General features: G+C 39.5%; 24 protein-coding genes. 16 read left to right on the plus strand and 8 right to left on the minus strand.

What is annotated here, in order from left to right; all coding sequences use genetic code 11:
- The first annotated feature begins 1 nt into the window (after position 1).
- Entirely contained in the window at positions 2-1,582 is a 1,581-nt protein-coding gene (locus CWB77_RS09700; RefSeq protein WP_138622527.1) for a sensor domain-containing diguanylate cyclase, read from the plus strand.
- 52 nt (positions 1,583-1,634) lie between these two features.
- Here CWB77_RS09700 and CWB77_RS09705 read toward each other — a convergent pair whose 3' ends face one another.
- Positions 1,635-2,054 (minus strand): VOC family protein, encoded by a 420-nt coding sequence (locus tag CWB77_RS09705; protein ID WP_010387589.1) that lies wholly within the window; start codon positions 2,052-2,054, stop codon positions 1,635-1,637.
- A 282-nt stretch (positions 2,055-2,336) separates the two neighbouring features.
- On the opposite strand from CWB77_RS09705, the gene CWB77_RS09710 reads away from it, so the two are divergent.
- The 3 genes from CWB77_RS09710 (at position 2,337) to CWB77_RS09720 (ending at position 5,356) form a co-directional block, all read left to right on the plus strand.
- The gene (locus CWB77_RS09710; RefSeq protein ID WP_054201964.1) at positions 2,337-2,642 is read left to right on the plus strand and encodes a hypothetical protein; all 306 of its coding nucleotides are present in this window, start codon (positions 2,337-2,339) and stop codon (positions 2,640-2,642) included.
- On the plus strand, positions 2,639-3,022 hold the full coding sequence (locus tag CWB77_RS09715) for a hypothetical protein (protein ID WP_138570385.1): 384 nt from the start codon (positions 2,639-2,641) through the stop codon (positions 3,020-3,022). The genes CWB77_RS09710 and CWB77_RS09715 overlap by 4 nt, the downstream gene beginning before the upstream one ends.
- A 144-nt stretch (positions 3,023-3,166) precedes the next feature.
- A complete protein-coding gene (locus tag CWB77_RS09720; RefSeq protein ID WP_138622529.1) occupies positions 3,167-5,356 on the plus strand; it encodes a fasciclin domain-containing protein in 2,190 nt (729 codons plus the stop codon).
- Positions 5,357-5,427: 71 nt separating this feature from the next.
- Here the strand turns inward: CWB77_RS09720 and CWB77_RS09725 are convergent, their stop codons facing one another.
- Both CWB77_RS09725 and CWB77_RS09730 read right to left on the minus strand, forming a co-directional pair.
- The gene (locus CWB77_RS09725; protein ID WP_138622532.1) at positions 5,428-6,252 is read right to left on the minus strand and encodes a sterol desaturase family protein; all 825 of its coding nucleotides are present in this window, start codon (positions 6,250-6,252) and stop codon (positions 5,428-5,430) included.
- Positions 6,249-6,692 (minus strand): SRPBCC family protein, encoded by a 444-nt coding sequence (locus CWB77_RS09730; protein ID WP_054201867.1) that lies wholly within the window; start codon positions 6,690-6,692, stop codon positions 6,249-6,251. The genes CWB77_RS09725 and CWB77_RS09730 overlap by 4 nt, the downstream gene beginning before the upstream one ends.
- 96 nt (positions 6,693-6,788) lie before the next feature.
- Here CWB77_RS09730 and CWB77_RS09735 point away from each other — a divergent pair, with 96 nt between their 5' ends.
- Both CWB77_RS09735 and CWB77_RS09740 read left to right on the plus strand, forming a co-directional pair.
- The gene (locus CWB77_RS09735; RefSeq protein WP_138570381.1) at positions 6,789-7,787 is read left to right on the plus strand and encodes an AraC family transcriptional regulator; all 999 of its coding nucleotides are present in this window, start codon (positions 6,789-6,791) and stop codon (positions 7,785-7,787) included.
- 94 nt (positions 7,788-7,881) lie between these two features.
- A complete protein-coding gene (locus CWB77_RS09740) occupies positions 7,882-8,643 on the plus strand; it encodes a substrate-binding periplasmic protein (RefSeq protein WP_138622534.1) in 762 nt (253 codons plus the stop codon).
- Here CWB77_RS09740 and CWB77_RS09745 read toward each other — a convergent pair.
- Entirely contained in the window at positions 8,640-9,050 is a 411-nt protein-coding gene (locus CWB77_RS09745; protein ID WP_138622536.1) for a nucleotide triphosphate diphosphatase NUDT15, read from the minus strand. The two genes, CWB77_RS09740 and CWB77_RS09745, sit on opposite strands and share 4 nt — an antisense overlap.
- A gap of 189 nt (positions 9,051-9,239) precedes the next feature.
- Between CWB77_RS09745 and CWB77_RS09750 the strand changes: the two genes are divergently transcribed.
- From CWB77_RS09750 to CWB77_RS09760, 3 genes are all read left to right on the plus strand, one after another.
- The gene (locus tag CWB77_RS09750; protein ID WP_138622538.1) at positions 9,240-11,129 is read left to right on the plus strand and encodes an AMP-binding protein; all 1,890 of its coding nucleotides are present in this window, start codon (positions 9,240-9,242) and stop codon (positions 11,127-11,129) included.
- A gap of 93 nt (positions 11,130-11,222) precedes the next feature.
- Positions 11,223-12,491, plus strand: coding sequence for a mechanosensitive ion channel family protein (locus CWB77_RS09755; RefSeq protein WP_138622540.1), 1,269 nt, complete (start codon positions 11,223-11,225; stop codon positions 12,489-12,491).
- A gap of 208 nt (positions 12,492-12,699) precedes the next feature.
- Positions 12,700-13,887 carry a GGDEF domain-containing protein gene (locus tag CWB77_RS09760; protein ID WP_248529378.1) on the plus strand — a complete coding sequence of 396 codons (1,188 nt, stop codon included), beginning with the start codon at positions 12,700-12,702 and terminating at the stop codon, positions 13,885-13,887.
- Positions 13,888-13,952: 65 nt separating this feature from the next.
- On the opposite strand, the gene CWB77_RS09765 is transcribed toward CWB77_RS09760, so the two are convergent.
- Complete coding sequence (locus CWB77_RS09765; protein WP_109874160.1) at positions 13,953-14,480, minus strand: hypothetical protein; 528 nt, start codon at positions 14,478-14,480, stop codon at positions 13,953-13,955.
- Positions 14,481-14,762: 282 nt separating this feature from the next.
- On the opposite strand from CWB77_RS09765, the gene CWB77_RS09770 reads away from it, so the two are divergent.
- Positions 14,763-16,103, plus strand: a complete 1,341-nt coding sequence (locus CWB77_RS09770; RefSeq protein WP_010387567.1) for an L-cystine transporter — start codon at positions 14,763-14,765, stop codon at positions 16,101-16,103.
- A gap of 308 nt (positions 16,104-16,411) precedes the next feature.
- Entirely contained in the window at positions 16,412-18,679 is a 2,268-nt protein-coding gene (gene katG, locus CWB77_RS09775) for a catalase/peroxidase HPI (protein ID WP_138622544.1), read from the plus strand.
- 61 nt (positions 18,680-18,740) lie between these two features.
- On the opposite strand, the gene CWB77_RS09780 is transcribed toward katG, so the two are convergent.
- Positions 18,741-20,621 carry an MFS transporter gene (locus CWB77_RS09780; protein ID WP_138622546.1) on the minus strand — a complete coding sequence of 627 codons (1,881 nt, stop codon included), beginning with the start codon at positions 20,619-20,621 and terminating at the stop codon, positions 18,741-18,743.
- A gap of 233 nt (positions 20,622-20,854) precedes the next feature.
- On the opposite strand from CWB77_RS09780, the gene CWB77_RS09785 reads away from it, so the two are divergent.
- From CWB77_RS09785 to CWB77_RS09795, 3 genes are all read left to right on the plus strand, one after another.
- The gene (locus CWB77_RS09785) at positions 20,855-21,634 is read left to right on the plus strand and encodes a DUF2189 domain-containing protein (RefSeq protein ID WP_008111401.1); all 780 of its coding nucleotides are present in this window, start codon (positions 20,855-20,857) and stop codon (positions 21,632-21,634) included.
- A 172-nt stretch (positions 21,635-21,806) separates the two neighbouring features.
- The gene (locus tag CWB77_RS09790) at positions 21,807-22,226 is read left to right on the plus strand and encodes a CBS domain-containing protein (RefSeq protein WP_010387564.1); all 420 of its coding nucleotides are present in this window, start codon (positions 21,807-21,809) and stop codon (positions 22,224-22,226) included.
- Between the two features lie 157 nt (positions 22,227-22,383).
- A complete protein-coding gene (locus tag CWB77_RS09795) occupies positions 22,384-22,746 on the plus strand; it encodes a DUF2237 family protein (protein ID WP_138622548.1) in 363 nt (120 codons plus the stop codon).
- A gap of 33 nt (positions 22,747-22,779) precedes the next feature.
- Here the strand turns inward: CWB77_RS09795 and corA are convergent, their stop codons facing one another.
- Positions 22,780-23,736, minus strand: a complete 957-nt coding sequence (corA, locus tag CWB77_RS09800; RefSeq protein ID WP_010387561.1) for a magnesium/cobalt transporter CorA — start codon at positions 23,734-23,736, stop codon at positions 22,780-22,782.
- A 347-nt stretch (positions 23,737-24,083) separates the two neighbouring features.
- Between corA and dps the strand changes: the two genes are divergently transcribed.
- Together dps and CWB77_RS09810 are read left to right on the plus strand one after the other, a co-directional pair.
- Positions 24,084-24,608 carry a DNA starvation/stationary phase protection protein Dps gene (gene dps / locus CWB77_RS09805; RefSeq protein WP_054201878.1) on the plus strand — a complete coding sequence of 175 codons (525 nt, stop codon included), beginning with the start codon at positions 24,084-24,086 and terminating at the stop codon, positions 24,606-24,608.
- Between the two features lie 254 nt (positions 24,609-24,862).
- Positions 24,863-25,315 carry a c-type cytochrome gene (locus tag CWB77_RS09810; protein WP_138622550.1) on the plus strand — a complete coding sequence of 151 codons (453 nt, stop codon included), beginning with the start codon at positions 24,863-24,865 and terminating at the stop codon, positions 25,313-25,315.
- Positions 25,316-25,370: 55 nt separating this feature from the next.
- Here CWB77_RS09810 and CWB77_RS09815 read toward each other — a convergent pair whose 3' ends face one another.
- Positions 25,371-26,081, minus strand: coding sequence for a VC0807 family protein (locus CWB77_RS09815; protein WP_010387557.1), 711 nt, complete (start codon positions 26,079-26,081; stop codon positions 25,371-25,373).
- Positions 26,082-26,130 lie beyond the last annotated feature (49 nt).

Consider the following 26,130-nt stretch of genomic DNA (forward strand, 5'->3'; position numbering starts at 1 on the left):
CATGTTAGGCGCTCAGGTGGTTAGGTTTAGCATTTTTATATGCGCTTTTGCTATGCTATTTAGTAGCGTTACTTATGCGCAAGAGCGTTGTCAGCTCAGCTCAAGAGCAACCAATACTTCGGTGCCTTTATCTAAAGAAGTTGCCTCAAATATTAAACTTAAAAATGGTATTAATCATCTTGAATTAAGCTGTAACTTAAAGCAAGGCGGGGTATTTTCATTTACTCGCCCTGCACTTAAAGACTTTTCGTGGCAGCAAAATTCAGCATATAAAACACCTTTAAAAACCAATCAGATGGCAATTTTAATGGACCCAGGCGTTTTTACTGCACAGCTTATGATTACCACTTCTGCGGCTTATACCCCACGCTTTACTTGGTCAGATACACAGCCTTTTGTCGAAAAAATTCAACGCTACAACCTTATTTTTGGCATTTTTTATGGTCTTTGCGCCACGCTTATTTTTTATGCACTAATTATAGGTCACGGCATAAAAGACCCTCTTTTTAAACTGTATGGCATTTATATTTTTTGCATCGCTAGCTTTATATTCTTTCAAGAAGGACAGCCTTATTTATTTAAACAACAGCACTACTCTGCGTACGTTAGCCATTTTTATACGTTAAGTATCGGTTTAACTATAGTGAGTGCCACATGGTTTATGAGCGCTATATTGGAGCTACCTAAATACTTTCCTAAGATAAGTAATACACTAAAAGTAGCCGCCTTATGCGTACTGACTTTATGCTTACAAAAAATAGCGCTCGATCTACCACTTATAACCAATATTACCTCTGCAGTAACAGGCTATTTATCATTATTTATTGTCATCACTATTTTTATCCTCAGCGCCATACAAACAAAGTACGGTGTTAATGAAGCAAGCTTGGTATTTATAGCACTGGCAAGTGTGTGTATTAGTATGATTTTTAGGGTACTACTAACCGATTACAGCCCTTTCATTCAACGCTATGGATTTGTTATTGCGTTTACAATTGAATCTTTATTACTTGCTATTGCAGTCGGTAGACGAATTCAAAGATTGAGTTATGCAAAAAAACAGGCTGAACGACACGCTAACTTTGATCATTTGTGCCATATATACAATCGTCGCGGATGGAGCTTAAAAGCAAACGACTTACTAGCAGAGCATAAGCAACGAGGAGGCGTTTTGTGCTTTTTATACATAGATTTAGACCGTTTTAAAGCAATTAATGATACTTATGGTCATGATGTGGGCGACAAAGTACTGTGCAAAGTTGCAGAGTCTCTTAGTCAACATATGCGCAGTGAAGATGCCGTTGGTCGCTTAGGGGGCGATGAATTTGTGGCCATGGCATTGTTTAATAGCAACGAAAAAATTAACCAGCGAGTTAACACCTTAGAACAAAAATTAAACCAGTTAACTATAGAGCATCAGGGCCATACCATTTCTATTTACGCCAGTGTTGGGCAAACTAGCTATACTCAGCCACCCGATAACTTAGACACAGTTTTAAAAGCAGGTGATGAAGCAATGTATAAACAGAAATTACAAAGAAAGGCAAAGCAAGCTGAAAAAATAGTAGTAGCCGCCGTTTAAAGGCATAAAAACGTGAGCTAGCCAGTAAGGCTAGCTCTGCTATAGCCTTAGCTTAACCCTTTTTAAATAGAACCTCAGGATTAACCATAGTTTTCATTTCAAGCACGTTACCGTTAGGATCTTCAATAAAAAACGTTTCTTGTTCAAACTCATCACCAACAAAACGACGGTAAGGTTTATCTAAATATTCAAGACCGGCATCAGCAATACGTTGCTTTAATCCTTGAAACTCACTTTCTGATAAATGAATACCAAAGTGTGGAACAGCCACTGCCCCCATATCAACATCATGACGTACCGTAGGTAAACGCTCAACACTTTGATGTAGAGTTAATTCGTTACCCCAAAAATCAATGTCTACCCATCGTCCCGCTTCACTATTGCCGGTTTTACAGCCGAGTACGTCACAGTAAAACGTTTTCGCTTTTTCAAGATCGCCAGCGGGGATAGCCAGATGTAAACAGTTAGACATAAATTACCTTAGGTTATAACTTTTAATATATGAAATATGCTGCATTATACATAATTTGCAATTTATAGAACATTAACAGTGTTATTTTTAGTCATTCATTGCATATCGCTAATTTTCAACAGTAATAATTCACCTTTTAGCTGTGATTTATCGATTTTAGTCTTAAATATCAGTTTTTAACTATTAAAGCTAAAACTGATACATTATGATGTGCGCGCCATGACTAAATTCATACTTTTAAAATTCATCACTTTTTTTATCGGCTGCTTGTCGTGTTTTTTAATGCATACCACATTCGCATTGCCTATTGTTGTATCTGCCGGTTTAACGGGGCTTATCGGTTCATTTATTCCATTCCCTGCAGATTACAAAAACCATCCCTATTCAGCTATTTATGCAGGCAGTTTTGCCGGTATGTGCTCCACTAGTTTAATTAATGAATACTGGGAAATTGCGATTATTTCTGCCATTGGTGCTGTTTTATACACACTCACCATTAATGTATTTGCGGGGTTTGGCGGACGATTAGGTAGCATTGCATTTGCTAGCGTCGCCTTATTTGTTTTGGCCAAGGAGTTAGTAATATGACGCTTATTTATCCGCTACTTGCTTTGCTAGGGGCGTTTTTAACCTTTTACTTGGCTAAACATAATCGCTTTGATGGGATCCGAGCCTCTGCAGCTCTATCGATTATTGCCTATTTGATTTTTGCGCAGCTGAGCCTTAACGCTGAGCTATATAGCATCGTTTTTTTTGGCGGCACATTTATTGGAATGAGTGCTCCCCACCGTTTTGGTGTGTATACGCTTGCCAGTTCAGCAATTATATTTTCACTGTTTTTTGCCTATCTAGTGCCTATTCTTGATGGTTTTGGTGGCGCTTTGGGAATTAGTGCATTTCTATCTGTGTGTATTTGCCATGTATTTATTTTACTTGGCGCACCACGCAGTAAAAAAACTAACATTTAAGCGTTTTCTTGAATAAAAATTCAATAAAATCTTACACCTATTAAATTGTATAAAAATAACCCATGTTTTTTTGATCAACACTGTTAATAGCTTCGTAGTATTCACAAAGCTGTAACACTGTAACATTCGATTAAAGGAACAATTATGAATAAAGTATTTAAGCTCGGTGCTATCATACTTCCCTTGTTACTTATTCAAGGCTGTAGTAGTGATGACGATAACAACGCTCCAGTAACTGTAGACCCACAACCTGCCGTCTCAGTCTTTGACGCCGCACAGGACTCTGAAGAGTTCACCACTCTTGTTGCAGCACTAGAAGCAACCGGTCTAGATGAAACTCTCGATGATTTAACTACCAGCTATACTGTATTTGCCCCTACCGATGATGCATTCGCTTTATTAGGCGAAGAGACCATTAATAGCTTATTAGCTGATACAGACACCCTAAGTTCTATTTTAACTTACCATGTGATCGCTGGCAGAGTAGACGCGCAAACAGCTATTGGCTTAGCGGGCAGCACTGTAGAGACTGTTAACGGGCAAAACATTGCTTTATCTTTAAATGGTGAGAATTTATTAGTAAATACCAGCACAGTAACAATGACCGACATTGTGACCGACAACGGAATCATTCATGTTATTGACGCGGTGCTCACACCAAAAACAGTGCCAGAAACAGCACCAACTAATAATATCATTGAAACAGCTCAACAAGCTGGCAATTTTAGTACATTACTTGCTGCTCTTGACGCTGCATCCCTTACTTCAGCACTTGCCGATGAATCATCAGAATTTACCGTATTTGCCCCTACGGATGCTGCATTCGAGGCAATTGGTAGCAACTTTTTAAACACGTTACTGGCTAATCCCACCGTTTTAGCCGATATTTTGAAGCAGCATGTGCTTGTAGGATCAGTTGATTCTGTTACTGCAATGTCTCTTAACGGTCAATCAGCAGAAACGCTACTTGGCAATACCCTTCCAGTGGCGATAAACGCAGAAACAAACATGCTATCGTTTGGCGGAGCCAATATTGTAGTAAAAGATATTATGACCACTAATGGTGTCATTCATGTAATTGATTCGGTTATTATTTCTGATGTTACTTTACCTCAAAGTACTAACACAATTGCTGACATAGCGAGCGCTGATGGTAACTTTACGACTCTTCTCGCGGCTCTAACAGCAACAGGCTTAGATACACTAGTTGCCGACCTAGATAATACTTTTAGTGTATTTGCTCCTACAGACGCTGCATTTGCTGCACTCGGTCAGGATACAATTAATGCGCTACTAGCTGACACAGATACGCTTCGTGATATTTTGCTGTACCATGTTTTTCCTGACGCAACAGTTTTATCAGATGACGCAGTAAGTATTGCCAATAGTAACAGCAACAAGATAGAAATGGCCAATGGCGACATGGCAGCTATTTCTTATGTAGACAGCTCACTATTTATCAATGATTCAGCAATCACAGAGGCAAATGTAACCGCCAGTAACGGCGTTATTCATGTATTAAATAAAGTGATTATGCCACCGGCAGAAGTTGGGACTCCGACTAAAACAATTGCTACTGTGGCTACTGAAACACCCGCATTATCTACTTTGGTCACTGCACTACAAGCAGCATCACTAGTAGATACCTTTAACGATACCACTCAATCATTTACGGTATTTGCACCAACAAATGCTGCATTTAGCAAAATTCCTACGGCTGATTTAGAGGCTTTATTGGCTGATACGACAGCACTAACAGGTGTACTGACTCAACATGTTTTAGGCGCTCAAGTAGGCAGTACTGATGCGTTTGCAGCCAATGGTAAAACGGTGACCACCCTTGCTGATAACATGCTAAGTGTAAACGTTGTAGACTTTACCAGCACAGAAAACACAGCAACAGACAGCATTGCTTACGATTCAACTAATAATCGTTTAGTAACGGGTATGGCCGACGCCATGCCAGGCAAAACAGTTTATGTATTTGATAATGATTTAGGCGAGGCAATGAGCACGTGTGAAGCAGCTTGTGCAACAACGTGGCCACCGGTTCTTGGTACTGCAGCATCAATTGAAAATGTGCCAGGTTTATCGTTAATTGCTCGCTCAGATGACAGCATGCAAGTCGCTTATCTTGGTCGTCCTTTATATACCTTCTCAGGTGATACGGCAGCAGGTCAGAATAATGGCCAAGCTGTGAACGATATTTGGTGGCAAGTAAGCTTACCGGCTACATCATTACAAGTAGCGGGTAGCAATGTAACAACTACTGATATTTATACAAGTAATGGGGTTGTTCACTTAATAGATACAGTGATCACAACGGCCAAATAAATTAAATTTTACTGTGAGATAAGCTAGGAGTGATGCTATTTACTCCTGGCTTTTTTTATTCAAAAATAGGCTTATTTATTACTACTTTGAGAACTTGTTGGATAACCAAATACCACTTTTAATTTAGCTTTTAACCCGTTTGCCCTGTAGGTACTTTTAACGAGATGCTGCCACTGATGAAAAGTAATTTTAATCGGGTTATTACTGTGTAGTTGGCCAATAATTCCGTATTTACAAGGCTTGTTTTCATCCTCTTCTACATATGTGCCAAATAACTTATCCCAAACAATTAGTACCCCTGCAAAGTTTTTATCTAAGTAGCCATTGTTAATAGCGTGATGAACCCGATGATGTGATGGAGTATTAAATACGCTTTCAAACCAACCCAGCTTTTTTACCACTTGGGTGTGAACAAAAAATTGATATGCCAAATTAAGGGCAACCACAGCAAAAACAATCACCGGCTCAAAACCAAGTAATATCATAGGCATCCAAAACAGCCACATACCCGCGAGCGGATACATTAAACTTTGTCTAAACGCAGTAGTAAAATTCATTTTTGTAGAGCTATGATGTACGACATGAGCGGCCCATAACCAATGTATATGGTGTGATGCACGATGAAACCAATAATATAAAAAGTCTTGCAATACAAAGGCACTTAATACGGTCAGTACCGTCAATTCAATATCAAATAACCGAAACTGATACAGCCAGTAAAAAAACGGCATTAGTACAATTAACGCAATAGCATCAGCACCTTGGTGTAATAAAGCCAGTAACGCATTGGCAAAGCTGTCTTTTATATCGTAGTAACGCCTAAATTTAATAAACTCAATAGTAACAAACAGTAAAAAAATAGGGCTCAGTGCGAGTAAAATAATTTCAATGCTCATACAACACGCTCCTGAAAATAACGGGCTATTTTTTTAAGTGCTTGACTAACATCTTTTTTTATAAAAAAAGCCAGTATAAAATCGGGTAGCCATAAAGGTGCAACGCAGCGAATATGGTAATTAACCTCAGTGAGCGATGGTTCTTTGTTATTAGCATTTAAGTAAATATCACCACGATGCTGTGCAACGGGCTTGCTGCCTATAATACGGTAACTAATATGACTGTTATCTGCAGCTATTATTTGCTCTTTAAAGGTAGTGCCTTGCATTTTAATTTCTCTAATCGTGCCTTTCCCGCCAGTTATTTCACCCGGCTCTTGTGGTGTTAGTAGTGTAAAGTGGGCATTAAAAAACCGTCCTAAATCGGCATGTGCTAGTAGTACGCTGCGTATTTGTTCCGGCGTTGCTGCCACAGTACGCTTAACCTTTATTTTTACCATGACCTTCACCCTATTATTTTTATAGATCACTAGCATATAAAAATATGCCGTGGCAAACTTGCGATTAGATGACTATTTTTTAGCTTTAGGCGACAAATGAAAACCTTAGCCGATCATTACTTTTGTAGCTGTTTGGATTATCTTGAAGCCAAGGGCTTAGATAGCCAAGTGGCTTTAAGCGCTATTGATTTTAACGAGTATACCAATAAACAGTCACAACAATTGGCGCCGCGTATCAGCTTAAAAAGCTACAATGCGTTGCTTGGCTATGCACAACAGGCGTTAAACGATCCCTTATTTGGCTTTGAATTAGGAAAACAAATACGCACCGCTGATTTTGGTGTATTGGGGTATTTAATTGAATCGAGTACTAATTTAGCCAGTGCTATTACTGCACTACTTAATTACGACAGCCTAGTGGCTAATATTGGTCGCGCCAAGTTTGAGCAACAAAAAACACGGTGTAAAGTAACCTGGGTAGCCGATCCGCAATGTAGTTCACAGGCTGTTTTACGAAATATGACCGCTTGGGTCAGCGTGGTACGCCAACTACTTAATCCTGAGCTTTCACCTAGCTGTGTGTATTTTTCAACACACTTTTCAAACACCGAACAACACAGATTAACTAATTGGTTTAATTGCCCAGTAAAAGCTGGAGCTAGCTTTAATCAAATCGAGTTTCCAAGTAATTACTTAACCCTGCCCTTTAAAACCGATAATAGCCAAATCAACGCAATGCTTAAGCAAATGTCAGAGCAACAGCTATCCCAGTTTAAAAGTCAGCAGTTATTATCAGAAAAAATTAATCATATTTTAATGTCAAAACACGACTTACAAGATTGCTCTTTACTTAGGACAGCTGCGGCCTTAAATATGACGCCACGCACAGTACAGCGCCATCTAAAAAAAGAAAAAACCACGTTTGCCGCGTTGCTTGAAGCAGAGCAAAAACGACGTTTATTAACTTATATTCCCCACTATTCATTAAATAAAATCGCATTTATGCTGGGATTTAACGATCAAAGCTCTTTTAATCGTGCTTTTAAGCGCTGGTATCATTGCTCACCTCGCCAATTTATAAAAAACAATAATTAAACACTCCATTTACTTAAAAAACACACTTACCATATACCTTTTTACTAATTTTATTTACACTAGCCTCATGATATTGCTTTAAAGACAATTATTTATGCTTTTGCGTATGATGTTAACTGTTTTTGTATTGATTTTTTATAGTGCGTTCTGCAACGCCACTCCTGTTACCTTTATCGCTGAAGATTTACCGCCTTATCATTTTAAAAACCCTCAAGGTGAAACACAGGGCGCGCTGGTCGATATAGCTAAAGCAGTATTAAAAGGCACCGCTTTAACCGCAAAGTTTGAAATAATGCCGATGGCGCGCATGTTTCAACAGCAACGAGCCAATCCTAATGCCATTATGCTGTCACTGCTAAAAACACCAAACAGGCATCATCAATTTAAGTGGTTGGGTAAAGTTTACTTTGCAGACGCATACCTAGTTAGCTTACGCAGCCATAAAGATGAAGTGATTCATTTAAACTTCGCTAAAGAATACAAAGTAGCTACGATCCGCGGCTACTCTGCGCAGGCCTATTTAGAAGCCAAAGGTTTTACTGAAAATGAAAACCTAGTATTAGTCAGTTATTACCAGCAACTCTGGAAAATGCTATATAAAGATCGCATCGACTTTGTTGTTACTAATACGCTCACACTTGAAAACGAATTAAAACGTACTGGGCTCGACCCTAATTTAATTTCAAAACGCATCCACTTAGATGAGTTACCTTCTTCTTTGCACTTTGCAGCCAGTAATCAGCTTGACTCACACACAGCAAAAATTATTAGCGATAGGTTAAATGCCATAAAGGAAAGTGGTGAATATCAGCAAATTTTAAATAAATGGCAACTCCCTATGCCAAAAAAACTTTAATACTCAGTGGGCAAGGTATTCTGTGCTAGATAATTTTTTAATGAGATAAACAAAGGTGCGGGCAAGTCATTAATATCGCACCAACGCCACTGTAAACATTTGTGAGGCTCTTTATTTATAACCTCTCCGCCTTCATAGTCTGCTTGCACATATAAGGTAATATAATGTTTGTTCTCTGCGCTAAAAATATCGTTGGTAAAATCGAGTTTACGAATATTAGTAACATTGAGCCCAGTCTCTTCTACTACTTCACGCACAGCGCATTGCTCAACCGTTTCGCCAAATTCTAAATGCCCTCCAGGGGTTGCCCACGTATTTGCGCCATGTGCGCCTATCCGTTCACCGAGTAAAATTTTATTATCATGCATTACTATTACTGCAACGCCTACTCTGACCATTTGATTCATTCTTATATCCATTTACTCTTCATTAATTACTGAAACATTTTACATTAGTTGGAACTTTTTAGTTCTATACAATCATTACGTTGGCCAAAAACTAAAAGCATCGCTTACTATTTAACCGACCATAGTCGAATATCACTGCTGATAAAAAGCGCTTAGTTTAGTTAGATTAAATTTTACTCAGGAGCCTTTATGTCAGGTGAATATAAACAACATTACAACGAATTTAAACAAGACCCGGCAGCGTTTTGGTTATCGCAAAGCAAACGCCTTCCTTGGTACAAGGCTCCAGAAACAGCATACACACAAGATCAAGAAGGACTGCACCACTGGTATCCAGACGGCCAACTTAACAGCTGTTTTTTAGCCGTAGATCAGCATGTCATCGCTGGGTATGGTAATGAAACAGCGTTAATTTATGACTCACCGGTTACCAATAGCAAACGCAGTTATAGCTATTTACAACTGCAGCAAGAGGTCGCTAAATTTGCAGGGGTAATGCAGTCTTTAGGAGTGACTAAAGGCGATCGCGTAGTGATTTATATGCCCATGATCCCCGAAGCCGTAATTGGTATGTTGGCATGTGCCCGAATTGGCGCTATTCATTCTGTTGTATTTGGCGGTTTTGCAGCGCATGAATTAGCGGTACGGATTGATGACGCCAAGCCCAAATTGGTACTCAGTGCCTCCTGCGGTGTAGAAGTTAATACTGTAATTGAGTACAAAGAATTACTCGATAACGCGGTTGAAGCTGCTAGCTATAAAGTTGAACACTGTATTATTTATCAGCGTGAGCAAGCCACCGCACCGCTTATGCCCGAACGTGATATTGACTGGGCTGTTGCAATGCAAACAGCCACACCGGTTGATCCCGTTGCGGTCAGTGGCGATCATCCGCTTTATATTTTATACACCTCTGGCACAACAGGGACACCTAAAGGTGTGGTGCGTGAAAATGGCGGCCATGCGGTTGCTATGCATTACAGCATGGAAACCGTCTACGGCATGAAACCCGGTGACGTATTTTGGGCCGCCTCTGATATTGGCTGGGTAGTGGGTCATTCGTATATTGTGTATGCGCCACTTATGTATCGGTGCACAACTATTTTATTTGAAGGAAAACCGGTTAGAACCCCCGATGCCAGTGCTTTTTGGCGCGTAGTAGAAGAATACAAAGTGAATGCCCTATTTAGTGCCCCCACTGCGTTTCGCGCGATTAAAAAAGAGGACCCCAATGCCGAAGGATTTAAGAAGTATGATACTTCTAGTCTGAAACGATTATTTTTAGCCGGAGAGCGTTTAGACCCACCTACCTACGATTGGCTCAAAGAAAAAACAGCTTTACCAGTACTTGATCATTGGTGGCAAACAGAAACCGGCTGGGCAATTGCGTGTAACCCTGTTGGCATTGAACACCTGCCTACAAAAGCGGGAAGCTCAACAGTTGCAACACCTGGATTTGATGTACGAATTTTAGATATGAATGGGGATGAATGTGCTCCGAATGAACAAGGCGCGGTTGTTATAAAGCGACCTTTACCACCGGGATGCTTACCGACAATTTGGCAAAATACGGCTCGTTTTAAGGCTGGTTATTTGGCTGAATATGAGGGCTACTATTTATCTGGTGATGGCGGTTATATTGATGACGATGGCTACCTCTTTATTATGGGTCGCACCGATGATGTGATTAATGTCGCAGGGCACCGTCTATCCACCGGTGAAATGGAAGAAATTGTTGCCGCGCACCCAGCTGTGGCTGAATGTGCAGTATTTGGTATTAGTGATGCGTTAAAAGGGCAAAACCCAATGGCGATGGTGGTGCTAAAAAATGATTTTCATGGCTCACATAAAGAGGTAGAACAGCAATTGGTGCAAACCGTGCGTAATCAAATTGGTGCTATTGCGTGCCTTAAAAATATTATGTGTGTAGAGCGATTACCAAAAACCCGTTCTGGCAAAATTTTACGTAAAAACCTGCGGCAGTTAATTGATGGTGAAGAACTGCAAATTCCATCAACCATAGATGATCCAAGTATTTTTGAAGAACTCAGCCAGCAACTCGAGCATGGTAAACTGTAACTACATAATGTAAAAAGTCTTAAATAGACTTTTTACATTGCAGCTGCTTAACTAACAATCAGTAATTAATAATAGCGTCCTTATGGAGTATTAATGACAGGAACACGCGCACAGCTGCGAGATTTTTTACTGCAATGGTTTGGCGATTATTTTCCGGGAAGCCCATTTTTATGGTACGACCTGATTGTATTGGCTTGGATTGCGCTATTTGCATTAATATTACACCTCATTTTAAGGCTGGTTTCTCAGCGTTTAGTTAAAAACCGCTTTAGCGAACAAGCTGCGCAACCCGATAGCAAAAGTCCTTTATATTCAGCAAAAAAGCTCGCTCGTAATATCTCATTTGTTTTACAAGGAGCGGTCGTTGTTATTCAGGCGCAACTGTGGGTACCCGAAGGCACCACTTTTTTGTATTTGATTCAAATGATCACCGATCAGTGGATCATTTTATTTGCCTTACTTTCGCTATTTTCTTTACTGGATATATTTCAAGCAATTTCCGATAAGCGCCCCTTGAGCGCTCACTTTCCGCTGCGCGGCTTTTTGCAAACAATTAAGCTTATTGCCAGTGTATTAACTGCCATTTTAGCCGTTTCGTTATTGATGAATAAATCACCGTTAATTTTACTAAGCGGCTTAGGCGCTCTGTCTGCGGTGTTATTACTGGTATTTAAAGACGCTATTTTAGGCCTAGTAGCAGGTATTCAGCTCTCTGCCAATAATATGCTGGCGGTAGGTGACTGGTTAGAAATGCCTAAGTACGGTGCAGACGGTGATGTTATTGATATTGCGTTAACCACGGTTAAAGTAAGAAATTGGGATAAAACCATTACCACCATTCCTACTTATGCCTTGATCTCCGACTCATTTAAAAATTGGCGCGGTATGTCAGACTCTGGTGGACGCCGGATAAAACGCAGCATTCACCTTGAAATGAGTAGTGTGCACTTTTTAGACGAAGCCGCAGTTGTTGCCCTTAAAAAAGCCGATTTACTAAGTGAGTACCTTGAAAGTACGCTATTGGTTATTGAGGAGCAAAACATCACTAAAAAAGTAGATATGAGCTGCACTTTAAATGGCCGCAGGCTAACTAATGTGGGTACATTTCGTCACTATTTGGTCGCGCTATTAAAACAGCACCCACATATTCATCAAGGTATGACCTTAATGGTAAGGCAATTAGCGCCAACAACCCAAGGTTTACCTATTGAGATTTATGCATTCACTAATACCACCAATTGGAGTGAATATGAAAATATTCAGTCAGACATATTTGATCATATATTAGCGGTTTTACCCGCCTTTTCATTACGTGCCCATGAAGCTCCAACAGGAAGCGATATTCGCCAACTAATTAAATAACCTGAACTCTGGATAATAGGTTTAATTAACTTACTATATTTACATTTGCTAAAATGTCATACATTTGGCTAAAAAGTGTCGATAAAAGCCGCCAAAATTAGTTTTAAAGTATTGTTTTTAAATAATTAACAAGCATTAAAGTAGTAATATTTTTCAATATGAATACAATAAGCCTTTATTTTTTAGACATCGGTCTTTGGAGCATAGGTTGTTAAAATTAGCAGGAGTTAAATCAACTTCTTTGAGCCTTTTAGGTCTATGTGGTTTATTTTTATTATTAGTTCAGTTTCAAGCTCAATGGCAAAGTAAGCTCTCTCTTATTAATAATCTTGTTTATCCATTACTGATTATTACTGCTGTATTTGCTACTCAGTTTAATCGAAGTCGAGTTGCATTACTTTGCGCATTTTGGGTGCTTTATTTATCTTCATTAGACTACGCTTTACCTTGGTCTGACTGGCTCAAAACGCAACCTGACTGGACCTTATTATGCGCTACAAGTTTATTAATGCTATTGGCAGTTATAAAAGATAGAGCGCTCTTATCAATACACACAGTAACTCGCAGTTTACTCGTTATTGTCTGTGGCGGTGCTGCATTTGCTTGGTTAGCACTGAGCCAACACTTGCAAGAACTAACAATACAATCTTCTTTTTATACTCAGCTGCTTCCTTATTTACACATTGTTTTACCGCTTTCAATAATTGGCGGCTTGCTTATTTGGCAAAGCTTGAGAGCCCATAACCTGACTCAAACCGCCTTATTAATTACTTTTATTGTGTGGTGCCTTAATCAGCAACACATTATTGATTTTCCTTGGTCTGTAATAGCCGTGCTTATGGCTTCTTTGTATTTATTGGCAGTAAGTACAGACTCTTATTATTTAGCCTATAGAGACGATTTAACCAGCTTACCAACGCGGCGAGCACTTAATCAGCTTGCTTTATCATTAGGGCGAAAATACACCGTTGCTATGCTCGACATTGACCACTTTAAAAAATTCAACGATACCTATGGCCACGATATTGGCGACCAAGTGTTAAAGCTAGTGGCGGCTAAAATGGCTGGCATTAAAGGGGGTGGCAAGATTTACCGTTATGGTGGAGAAGAATTTACGGTGGTGTTCCCGCGTAAAACAGCCGAGCAGTCAATCCCTGAACTAGAAACACTGCGCGAAAATATTGCCACCTACGACATGGTGATCAGAAACCCAAAACGAACCGATAAGAAATCTCGTAAAGGTAAACAGCCAAGCGACAATAAAACGGTAAACGTGACGGTTTCTATAGGTGTAGCGCAAAGAGCGGCAAAACAAAGCTTTGATGAGGCATTGAAAAATGCCGATTTAGCCCTTTATAGAGCTAAAAAGAAAGGCAGAAATAACGTAAGCGAGTAATGCATTTAACGTGGCACGCTAACTTAATAATAGCGTGCCCAAAGGCAACTAAATTTAACTACAACTTATTGCTTTTCCAAAACCGCTTTTAAATTATTTAATGCCGATACAGAAAAACCACGGTCGTAAAAGTAAATTATTTTGCCACTCTCATCAAGCAGTATCACACGGCTGTTATTAGGATTTTCGTTGCCAGTAAATGCCTGAACTTTATCGCCATCTTCGTAAATTGTGATCACCCCACCCCACAACTCTTTTGGGATCCCTTTGCGCATACCGCTATCAATTAAGGTACTAAACATACGAGGAACCATCCCCTGAATGGTTGGCAACTCATAGGCAGTCACATCAACTGCACTCATATCTAAACCAATAAGCCAACGATCAATATCAAACTGGCTATCTTGTTTATATCCAATTAATAACAACGTATTTGGGTTATTAAAATCATCAGGAATGGTGAATGACTGTTGCTCTAAGCTTTCTCCGCTAACGGTGGGAAATTGCTTACCCAGTAATGCTTGGTTTGGATATTGGGTTGAACACCCGCTAACCACTAAAACCATCACCAGCGCCATTATTGCCTTTAACATACCTTTACTCCCTATCTTTAAATAAAACTAAAGTGAACACGTTGACCAATTAATTCGTATCAGACTTACGCTTTAAACAAGGCTTACGATCTATAGTAAGTCCCATAATTTGAAGAAAATACAATCATATGGGCTGATTTTTTCAATAATGTGCTCATTCGTTATACTTTAATATTATTACTATATTCATTTTAATTCTATCCCATAGCGAAAGCGTATTTTGTTAACGTCTTACAAAGCGTTAAAGTGCCGCGCTAATTCACAGCTATAAAAGAGGGTACCATGTCGCTTGCTGTATTATTAATGTTGGCATTATTTGTCGGTTTGCTGTTCGCCATCTATCTTGTTTCGCAAAAAAGCAGCTCTTTATCTCGTACCGTTTTATTTGGTTTAGTGCTTGGTAGCGCCTTTGGTTTAGCCCTACAGTTTTTGTTTGCTCACTCCCCAGAGACCATTAAAGAAATACTCAGCTGGGTAAGCATAGTAGGTAAAGGCTATGTCGGGTTACTAAAAATGATCATTATGCCATTGGTATTGGTCTTTATGATTGCCGCTGTGGTTAAGCTTGAGAACCAAGGCTCACTGGGGAAAATATCCTTTATTAGTATCTCTGTTTTACTGTTTACCACCGCAATTGCAGCGCTAATTGGTATTGCTGTAACGTATGGATTTGACTTGAGCATTGAAGGGCTTGTTTCGGGTACTCGTGAAGCCGCAAGAATGGACACCCTACAAAGCAAAGCCGCGAATGTAGCCGACCTAAGTGTGCCGCAAATGCTACTGAGCTTTATTCCTGAAAACCCATTTGCGGATTTAAGTAATCAACGTTCAACCTCTATTATTGCCACGGTTATATTTGGTGTACTTGTTGGTATAGCTGCACGTAAAGTAATGCTTGAAAAAACAGAACTTGCTAGCCCAATTCGTAACGGTGTAAACGCCCTACAAGCTACTGTAATGAGCTTAGTTCGCATGGTAATTGCATTAACGCCTTATGGTGTTGCGGGCCTAATGGCAAGCGTTGTGGCAAACTCAAGCAGTAGCGATATTTTAAATTTACTCGCCTTTATTGTGGCTTCTTACGTGGCTATTTTACTAATGTTTGTTGTGCATGGTTTATTGCTTAGCTTAGTGGGCGTTAATCCAAAAAATTACTTTGAAAAAATTTGGCCTGTGCTTACCTTTGCTTTTAGCTCACGTAGCTCAGCGGCATCTATTCCTATGAATGTTGATGTGCAAATTAACCAGTTAAAAGTGCCACCTGCAATCGCTAATTTATCGGCTTCTTTTGGTGCCACTATAGGTCAAAACGGTTGTGCTGGTATTTACCCTGCTATGCTTGCGATGATGGTTGCGCCAAGTGTGGGGATTGACCCACTTACATTTGAGTTTATTTTACCGCTAATTGGTATTGTGGTTATTAGTTCGTTTGGTATTGCAGGTGTTGGCGGTGGTGCTACCTTCGCAGCGTTGGTTGTATTACCGACCATGGGACTACCTATAGAGGTAGTGGCTTTACTTATTTCTATTGAACCATTAATAGATATGGCGCGCACTGCACTCAACGTGTCGGGCTCCATGACCTCAGGTGTGATCACCAGTAAATTAATGAAAACTCAATAGCACTCACTTTAATCTAATAGCCCAGCCTACGCTGGGCTTTTTTATGTCTGCCCCTCTTTCAAAGCTCTTTAGTGATTTATTTATTTAATCATTTAACTTTAATTAATCATTTTTATAGATTGTATCAATCGCTTTATTTCACACACGGTTTTTAGCCTCCTTACTATACTATTCGCACTGCTTAGTGCATTCAGGTTCGTTTAAAAACAACTTGAATGAAGTTTTAGCCTACTGTTTTTAAATGAGTAGACCCTATTTTTAATACGCTTTGTATATAACGAAATTCGTTAACTTTAAGGAAGCTGACAATGAAAAACCGATCATTTACAAAAAAAGCGCTTGTTGGATTTATAAGTATGGCACTTATGTCTGGCTCTGCTTTTAGTCAAGAAAAGCCACAAATGTCTAAGCCAAAAGGTGCTGTAGGTATGGGTGAGGCAAAAATGGGTGCAACCAGAACCAACCAATTTTGGTGGCCAGATCAACTTAACCTATCTCCTCTTCGCGATCATGATCTACGTTCAAACCCTTACGGTAGTGACTTTAATTATGCAGAGGTATTTAACAGCCTAGATTTAGACACTGTAAAAAGTGATATCGACGCTCTGCTAACCCAATCTCAAGATTGGTGGCCGGCAGATTTTGGTAACTATGGTCCATTTTTTATTCGTATGACTTGGCACAGTGCAGGTACCTATCGTACGCTTGATGGCCGTGGTGGCGCTGGCGGTGGTCAACAACGTTTTGAACCGCTTAATAGCTGGCCAGATAACGTAAGCTTGGATAAAGCGCGCCGTTTACTTTGGCCAATTAAACAAAAATACGGTGAAGCCCTTTCATGGTCAGACTTAATCGTATTAGCAGGTAACGTTGCCTTAGAAAACATGGGATTTGAAACCTATGGTTTTGCTGGTGGTCGTACTGACGATTGGGAACCAGACATGGTTTACTGGGGTCCTGAAGTAGAAATGCTTGCCAGCGACCGTGAAGATGCCAGCGGCAAACTAGAACGCCCATTGGGTGCAACACACATGGGTTTAATTTATGTAAACCCAGAAGGGCCTAAAGGGGTTCCTGATCCTATTGGCTCAGCTAAAAATATTCGTGTTGCGTTTTCTCGCATGGCGATGAACGATGAAGAAACCCTAGCACTTATCGCCGGTGGTCACACCTTTGGTAAAATGCATGGTGCGCACAAACCTAAAGACTGTGTGGGTGCAGAGCCTGCTGCAGCAGGTATTGAAGAGCAAGGTTTAGGCTGGAAAAACAAATGTGGTAAAGGTCACTCTGAAGATACTGTATCTAGTGGTTTAGAAGGCGCATGGACACAAGCACCTACTCGCTGGTCATCATTATACTTAAGCAACCTACTTAACTTTGAGTGGAAACAAACTCGCAGTCCTGCTGGCGCTATTCAGTGGATCCCAACAGATGAATCATTACATAAGTCAGTACCTGATGCGCACGTTAAGGGTAAATTTAACCCACCGGTAATGACCACTGCCGATTTAGCATTAAAATTTGATCCTGAATATCGCAAAATTGCTGAACGCTTTTTAAATGACCCAAAAGAGTATCAACTTGCATTTGCTAAAGCATGGTACAAATTAACTCACAGAGATATGGGACCACCACGTAACTTTTTAGGTAAAGAAGTACCAAAAGAAGACTTAATTTGGCAAGACCCTATTTCAGCAGAGACTAAATCAAACATTGATGCTGGTGCAGTAAAAGAGCTGAAAGCTGCTATTTTAGACTCGAACCTAAGTGTACCTGAGTTAGTACGTGTGGCATGGGCATCGGCTGCCAGTTACCGTGATTCAGATATGCGCGGCGGTGCCAACGGCGCACGTATTGCGCTAGCACCACAAAAAGATTGGGCAGTAAATAATCCAGCAGAAACCACAAAGGTACTTAAAGTATTAAAAGCGATTCAAGCTGACTTTAACGACAGCTTATTTAGCAAAAGCTATGTATCGCTTGCTGATTTAATTGTGCTTGGTGGTAATGCAGCGATTGAAAAAGCAGCCAAAGATGCAGGCTACTCAGTAGACGTGCCGTTTAATGCTGGCCGTGGCGATGCTACACAAGCACAAACTGACGTTAATGCATTTAGCTTATTAGAGTTGCCTGCCGATGGTTTTAGAAACTATTTTGATGCAGAGAAAAGCTATAAATCGCCAACTGAAATGCTGATTGATAAAGCGGATCAGCTTGACCTAACAGTCCCTGAAATGACTGTATTAGTCGGTGGCTTACGCTCACTTGATGCAAACTATAAAGGCACTGACTACGGCGTATTTACCGACAAGCCAGGTACACTAAATAACGATTTCTTCGTTAACTTGTTAGATATGTCGACGGTATGGAAAAAATCGTCTGATGCTGGCATTTATCAAGGCTTTGATCGTCAATCAGGTGAGCAAAAGTACACCGCCACTTCGGTTGATCTGATTTTTGGTTCAAATTCAGAACTACGTGCAGTTGCTGAGGTGTATGCTTTTGATACATCAAAACAAAAGTTTGTAGAAGACTTTGTTAAAGCATGGACTAAAGTAATGAATTTAGACCGTTAATAACCATTAAGTAACACAACCACAGCGCTGCAATTAATTGCAGCGCTTTTTTATTACTAAGCTACTTTAAAGCAAGTACTCGATCACGTAAGTCATCGGCACTCACATTTTCAGACGCAACCGGCTCACCAATCGCTACGCTTACCAACGACCATTTGGGTCTAGGTAGTCGCCATTTAGTTTTTCGACTAAACATACTGCCCCATAATCCATCTAAATGAACAGGGATAACAGGCACAGGCGTGCGCTGAATTATTTTTTCAATACCACGGCGAAACACATCAACTTCGCCATCACCGCTGAGCTTTCCTTCAGGAAAAATACCCACTAGCTCACCACGTTCCAGTGCTTGCGCAATGTCATCAAAAGCTTTATTAAACGCCTTAGGATTTGATTTTTGACTATCAATTGGGATAGCTTTGGCCATTTTAAACAACCAATTAAGTGCCGGTGAATAATAAATAGGTGCAAATACAACAAATCGAATTGGCCTAGGTGACGCCGCTAAAATAAACATCCAATCAACAAAGCTAACATGATTACTTACCACCACCGCAGCTCCTTCATCGGGAATATTGAGCTGGCCTTTAGTGCGCACACGATACATACAAATCGCTAAAATATAGATAATAAAACGTAAGAAAAACTCCGGTACTTTGGTGTATATGTACAGCGATATTAGTAAATTAAGCCCTGCTAATAACAACAGTAATTGTGAAATATCCCAGTGTAATAGCGTTAAAGTAACAATACTTAAAACGGCGCTGCCAACCATAAACAATGCGTTTAATACATTGTTAGCTGCAATTACTCGTGAACGGCTATCGGGGTGAGTACGCTGCTGAATGAGTGCATACAAAGGTACCGTATAAAACCCTGCGGCAATACCAATTCCTGCCATCCAAACAAAATGCCATAGCATATCGCCAGTATTAATTACTTGCTCAAGAGTAAGCTGCAACTCATTAACTAAACGATAAGATTCAATACCAGGTTCTTGACTTAATAAATATAAAAATAAGGTAATTAACAGTGCACCAAAAGGCACAATACCCAACTCAATACGTGATCGCGATAGCTTTTCACACAATAAAGATCCTAATGCAATACTCAACGAAAACACCACTAAAGCAGCCGTCACCACCAACTCATCGCCTCCCATAACATGTTTTACGTAGTTAGGGAGCGCCGTTAGTATCACCGCACCAATAAGCCAAAACCAGCTGATCCCTAATACTGACTTACCCACCGACTCGGTTTGTGCGTTAAGCGCATTAAAAACACTTTTGGTTGAAGTAATAGGGTTAATCGATACTTTTAAGTTAGCATCATTGGCTGCACTTTTAGGAATAAATCGACTGCTTAAAAAGCCAATAACTGCAAGGCTTACTATTGCGATACTGATATAAATAGGGCCCGTTGCTTGGGTTATATAATAGGTGCCAAATACCGTGCCCAATAAAATTGCTACAAAAGTACCCGACTCCACCAGTCCATTCGCTTTAGTTAGTTCATTTGGGGCCACATGCTGCGGTAAAATAGAGTACTTAAGCGGTCCAAAAAAAGTGCTTTGTAAACCCATTAAAAATACAGTACCTAACATTAACCAAACCTGCTCGGTTAAAATCGATACTACGCCCACCAGCATAATAGGTATTTCGCAAAACTTTACGATGCTGATTAGTTTTGATTTTTCCAACTTTTCTGCAATTTGCCCAGCCATGCCTGAAAATAGAAAAAACGGTAAAATAAATAATCCTGCCGCCAAATTAGAATAAAAGGCACCATCAGCTACCGTAGCAGCCTGAAAAATTAAAATAAGTAGGATTGATTGCTTATATACATTGTCATTTAAAGCAGAGAAAAACTGCGTCACAAACAGAGGTAAAAACCGTTTGCTACCCAGTAAAGATCCTTGAAATTGTTGTTTATTTTCCTTCATTACGGTCTCTTAAAATTAGCTTCAGGGCTTAGATTACCACTGTGGAAAAGAAATACGAACCCACTTTTTAAGTACGTGCTCAAACATATATTTAAATAAACAAAATAGCTAACCCAATAAAAATGACTAACAAATGAACAATGCGACTAAATCAATCGTATAAGTTGTTTATGAGTTGTAAATAAAACATCTATGTTCTAAACCTAAAAGGTGACTAAAAAAGGAGCATCTTTATGCCAACTACAAACACAATAGACAAAGACACTAAATTCGCACGTTGTTTAGAGTGCAACAAAGTAAATACATTTGCCGCTTTTCATTGGCTTTCGTTAGCGTTTAAAGATATGGCGCGCGCGCCCATGTTGAGTTTAATTTACGGTTTAATCTTCACGCTTATTCCGGTAGCGATTGTTTACTCTGTTGTACTTACCGACAGCCACTTAGCTATTTTACCTGCAACCGTTGCTTTTGCTTTAATCGGTCCGGTATTCGCCGTTGGCCTATACGATGTAGCCTGGGAGCTTGAGAAAGGCCACAAACCTACATTAAGCCATTCATTAAAATCAATGTTTCGTAACCCTGTAGGTGAATGGGGTTTTGCGGTATTACTCATGGTAATTATGATTATTTGGATGCGCCTAGCTGCAATTGTGCATGCGTTATACCCAAACCATGTAAACCCGACCTTTGAAGAACTTTCTGCGTTTTTAACTATAGGCAGCATTATCGGTGGGATTTTGCTGGTCAGTGTGTTTTCAATTTCTGCATTTACGCCGCAAATTATGATGGAAAGACGCGTTGATATTATGACCGCAGTCGTTTCTTCAATCCACGCAGTTAAAGAAAACTTTGCAGCCATGGTAGTATGGTCAATTTGTATATTTGTACTGGTAGCGCTTGGCTTTGCTGCAGGTGCCGCTGGATTTATTATTATTATGCCACTACTTAGTTACGCTAGTTGGCATGGATACATTGCTGTTATTAAAACAAAAACACCACGTGGTTATGAATAACATTTACCTGTAGTTTTATCACTTAATTAAATGCTTTTTGGCATTTAATTAAGTGTTGCCTCTTCTCCCTCAGTTTATAAAATCCGTAAAAACCTTGATCTGAATAAGGTGCAAAGCTTAAAAATAGCGCTAATATAAGCTGATACACCACAGATAATATAAAGGAATAAACATGAGTCAAAACGTTACAGACTTAATGACACCGAACCCATTTTCAGTGAACGTAAAAAGTACTTTGCATGACGCACATAATTTAATGAAAGAAAAAAACGTTCGCCATATTCCTGTTATTGACGAAGACGGCGCATTTGTCGGTATGCTCACACAAAAAATAATGGTCGCCAAAGTCATGGGTATCATGGCAACGTTTGGTGCTAATGCATTACAACGCAAAGAAAAACTCACAAAAGTAGAAGATATTATGGTGAGTGATTTTATTAGTGTAACCCCAGAGCAGCCGCTATCAGATGTCGTTAAATTTTTTGTAGATAATCGCCACGGTTGCATGCCCGTTGTTAGCGAGCAAGGTCAGCTAGTAGGTATTTTAACGTCTTCTGATTTTGTACGTTTAGCTGCAGCACTGCTCTCGTAAATATTCTTCTTTAATGAAAACTGTATTTAGCTTTGCCAAATGCAGTTTTTACTCACTTAACAGATATATAAAATTAACAGCATAGATAGCTAAGTCACTAACAGCCTGTTATGGTAAACACCCTGCTTTTAATGGTTATTACAAGGTAAGTTTTCATATGGCTAATCAATTAAATGTACTAGGAACTCGCTTACAACTTTGCTGTGGCAACGGTGGCTATACCCGTGAGGGATTTTGTTATGTACCAGATTCAGACTTTGGCAATCATAGTGTATGCGCCATTATGACCGACGAATTTTTGCAGTTTTCCAAGGCGCAAGGCAACGATTTAATTAGCCCTAATCCTTTGTATGATTTTGCTGGTTTAAAAGCTGGCGATAAGTGGTGCTTATGTGCGATTCGTTGGTATCATGCCATTGCTGCGAACGTTGCTCCTCCAGTGGTACTTGGAGCGACAAACCAAAAAGCGCTCGACATTATTCCGCTTGAAGTATTAAAAGCACATCAGTATTCCGGTTAATGATTTGAGCGCTCAGTTTGCAACATTAAAGTATTACAACCACCCTTTATGTTTAAAAAATAAATAAGGGGCGAAGCCCGACAGCAACATAATGCCAATTGCAAATGGATAACCCCATTCCCAATGTAACTCTGGCATTATATTAAAATTCATACCATACACACTAGCCACTACTGTAGGCGGTAAGAAAACCACTGAAGCAATAGAGAAAGTTTTGATAATTTGATTTTGTTCAATATTAATAAAGCCCTGCGTTGAATCCATCAAAAAGTTTATTTTATCAAACAGAAAGGTACAGTGTGACATTAAGGTTTCTATATCAAGTACGATTTCTCGAAGTGACTCGCGCTCATCATTTTGCGCGCCTAAACGACGTATTAAAAACGAAATATTGCGTCGAGTATCCATTAAACATAAACGCACTTTACCATTAGCATCTTCTAAACGAGCTATGCGACCAACCGCTTCTTCTAGGTCTGAGTTATCTTCTTCAAGTACATATGCGCTAAGCTTCTCTAATTGATGATGCATGTCTTCGAGCATATCAGCATGGTTTTCAACTTTTTGATCAAATAAAGTAATTAATAACTGTTTTGCCGTATCACATGCCACCTGACCTTTGCGCGCTCTTAAGCGCAATAGTCTAAAGTCAGCCAGTTCTTCATCACGAATAGTAAGTAAGCAATTGTTTTGCAACAAACAAGCTACAGTCACAGTATTGAACCGTCCTTCGTTAGGTGACATAAACAATGCATGTACATGCAAACCTTCGCTATCGATAAAGCACCTTGACGACGTTTCAATCTCTTCTACATCGACCGAATCAGGAAAAGTTATATTGAGCGTTTTTGCAAGCGCATTTTGCTCCTGCGGTGTTGGATTAATAGTATCAATCCAATGTGCATTCCTTATGGATACTTCAACAGGAGTATCGGGCAACGGCTCTAACTCTTTGATCACTCCTTGCTCGATGGAAAAAAACCTCAGCATACACTTCTCCTTTAATAGATCTTTGGGTTGAGTATATGTAACAGATCATTAATCAACAATGATAATACCTCCATTAGAACAACTATAAAGAGCAAGCTATTTGCTAACAATTTTTAGCACTTCGATTTTGCAGAATTTACAAAAAAGTGCATATTTTTCATACCCTTTGAGCTAAACACTCCTTAAAACTTTATTAAATAAAAATTAAACTTTTAAATTTCAATTACTTAAATCAAATAATCTATCGGCATGCCCATTGCTTCTATTAGTACAAGACGTGTTCGTTATCGCAATTAAAACACTCACTTGAGTAAAGCGAACACTATTTTAAAATAGCAGGAGGAATAATGAGTAACAGTAATAATGCAAACAAAGTCGCTGAATTTACCGCTCCCGGTGTAGAAAACGAATCAGCAAATAAAGCAATATCTGTTCTAGAAGATCGCATGGTAGCGCTAATTGATTTACAGCTAACTTTAAAACATATTCATTGGAATGTAGTAGGTCCGAACTTTATTGGCGTACATGAAATGCTAGACCCACAAGTTGAAACCGTGCGTGAAATGACCGACACCATAGCAGAACGTATTGCCACTTTAGGCGGCGTTCCGGTTGGTACACCAAAATCGATTGTTGATCGTCGTACATGGGAAGATTACGCCATCGGCAAAGGTTTAGTAACTGAACACCTAGCCGCCTTAGACAAAGTATATAACGGCGTTAACGGTGATCACCGTAAAGCTATTGAGTCACTCGGTGAGCTTGATCCGGTATCTGAAGATATGATCATTGCGCAACTTGCAGAGCTTGAGCAATATCAGTGGTTTGTGCGTGCCCATATAGAATCATCTACGGGTCAATTGAACAGTTAATATTTATGGTAAACGTTTAATTTACGAAGCCCAGCAAGTTGCTGGGCTTTTTCATGCTTGTAATGTTTCATTCCATCATTAATTATTATTCAACTCTTTAGTTATTCTCCTTGAGCATATATGCACAACAATTAGGCTATTCGCCACTCTTTGACTACACTCAAATTAGGCTATTTCTTAAAAGAAGCATTTGTTGACGCAAATGAGTTTGCGTTAGTAATGCGTAAAATTAATTTGAGAATACAGGAGCTCTAATGAAATACACTCTACTAACCTTGTGTTTAATTGCACTCACAGGCTGTGATAAAGGAGTTGATTCTCCACGAGGTTTTAGCTTGCCAGAGGGGAATGCAGAACAAGGTAAAGCCGTGTTTTTAAAATATAAGTGCTTGGCATGTCACACCCTTGCAGGCGTTGAAGATAGCAGCGTAACAAAACATGACGATATTTCTATTAAGCTAGGAGGTAATAAAACCAAAATAATTACTTATGCTGAGCTGGTCACGTCAGTGATAAACCCCTCACATCGGTTTTCTAGGCCTTATAGACCCGACGCCAGAAATGAAGATGGCAGCTCAAAAATGACGGTATTTAACGATACCATGACCGTATCTGAACTCACCGACTTAGTCACTTTTTTACAACCAAACTATAAACTTATTCCGTACCACAGAACTAATTACCAACTTTACTCTCACTACAAGTAAATATTGATAGCAAAAAAAAACCGTTGTTAAGCAACGGTTTTTTTATGCGTTTTATCTACTCGGCATTTACCATATCTTCAAACTTCATACCGGTCAGCTTGGTCAGCACTTTAATCACATAAATAAAAATTCCAATCAGCATTATCATAGATGGAATCGCGATCACTGGATAACTCAATAGCGTCATTTCACCAAGTTGCTCGTTAAATTCCACGCTACCTGCTGGGCTAGTAACAATCCATTTAGCTAAGAGGTAATTCATCGTTGATGAAAACACAAAGGTCAGCGCTAATAAGTAATTAGCATTAGTAATCTTTTGTTTAAAGTTTTGCGTATTGCCGCGCTCATCAAGGGCATCGTAAATAGTGTCTAACTTAAATAAAAGTGAGTTTAATAAGAGCTTGGCTAGCAAGGGTTTACCAAAAAAGCCCGACATCAGCACGGTAAAACCAATGATTGCTGGTATAGCCGCTTCTTTAATTGCTAACCACTCAACATTAAGCTCAAACAGCGCAATACCACCGGTAAGCAAAGTACTTAAAAAGCCCAAAAGTGAAATAAAATTTAATGAGCCCGCTTTTATAAAATCATAAATACCGTAACTAATAGGGAATATAAGCGCCACAATTAAGCCAATCACGCTGCCTAAATATTCAGGCCCTGAAAATTTCATTAAAATGACTGAAGGTATGATGATATTAAATACGATTTCGATAAGCGGATTATTCTTTTTACGCTTATTTATAGCTTGATTATCACTGGTCATTTTTAATTCCAAAAAATATTACTGCTGCCATTAGGGTCTGTTGACCTTT

Source organism: Pseudoalteromonas sp. S1610 (assembly GCF_005887465.1).
Taxonomy (GTDB): domain Bacteria; phylum Pseudomonadota; class Gammaproteobacteria; order Enterobacterales; family Alteromonadaceae; genus Pseudoalteromonas; species Pseudoalteromonas undina.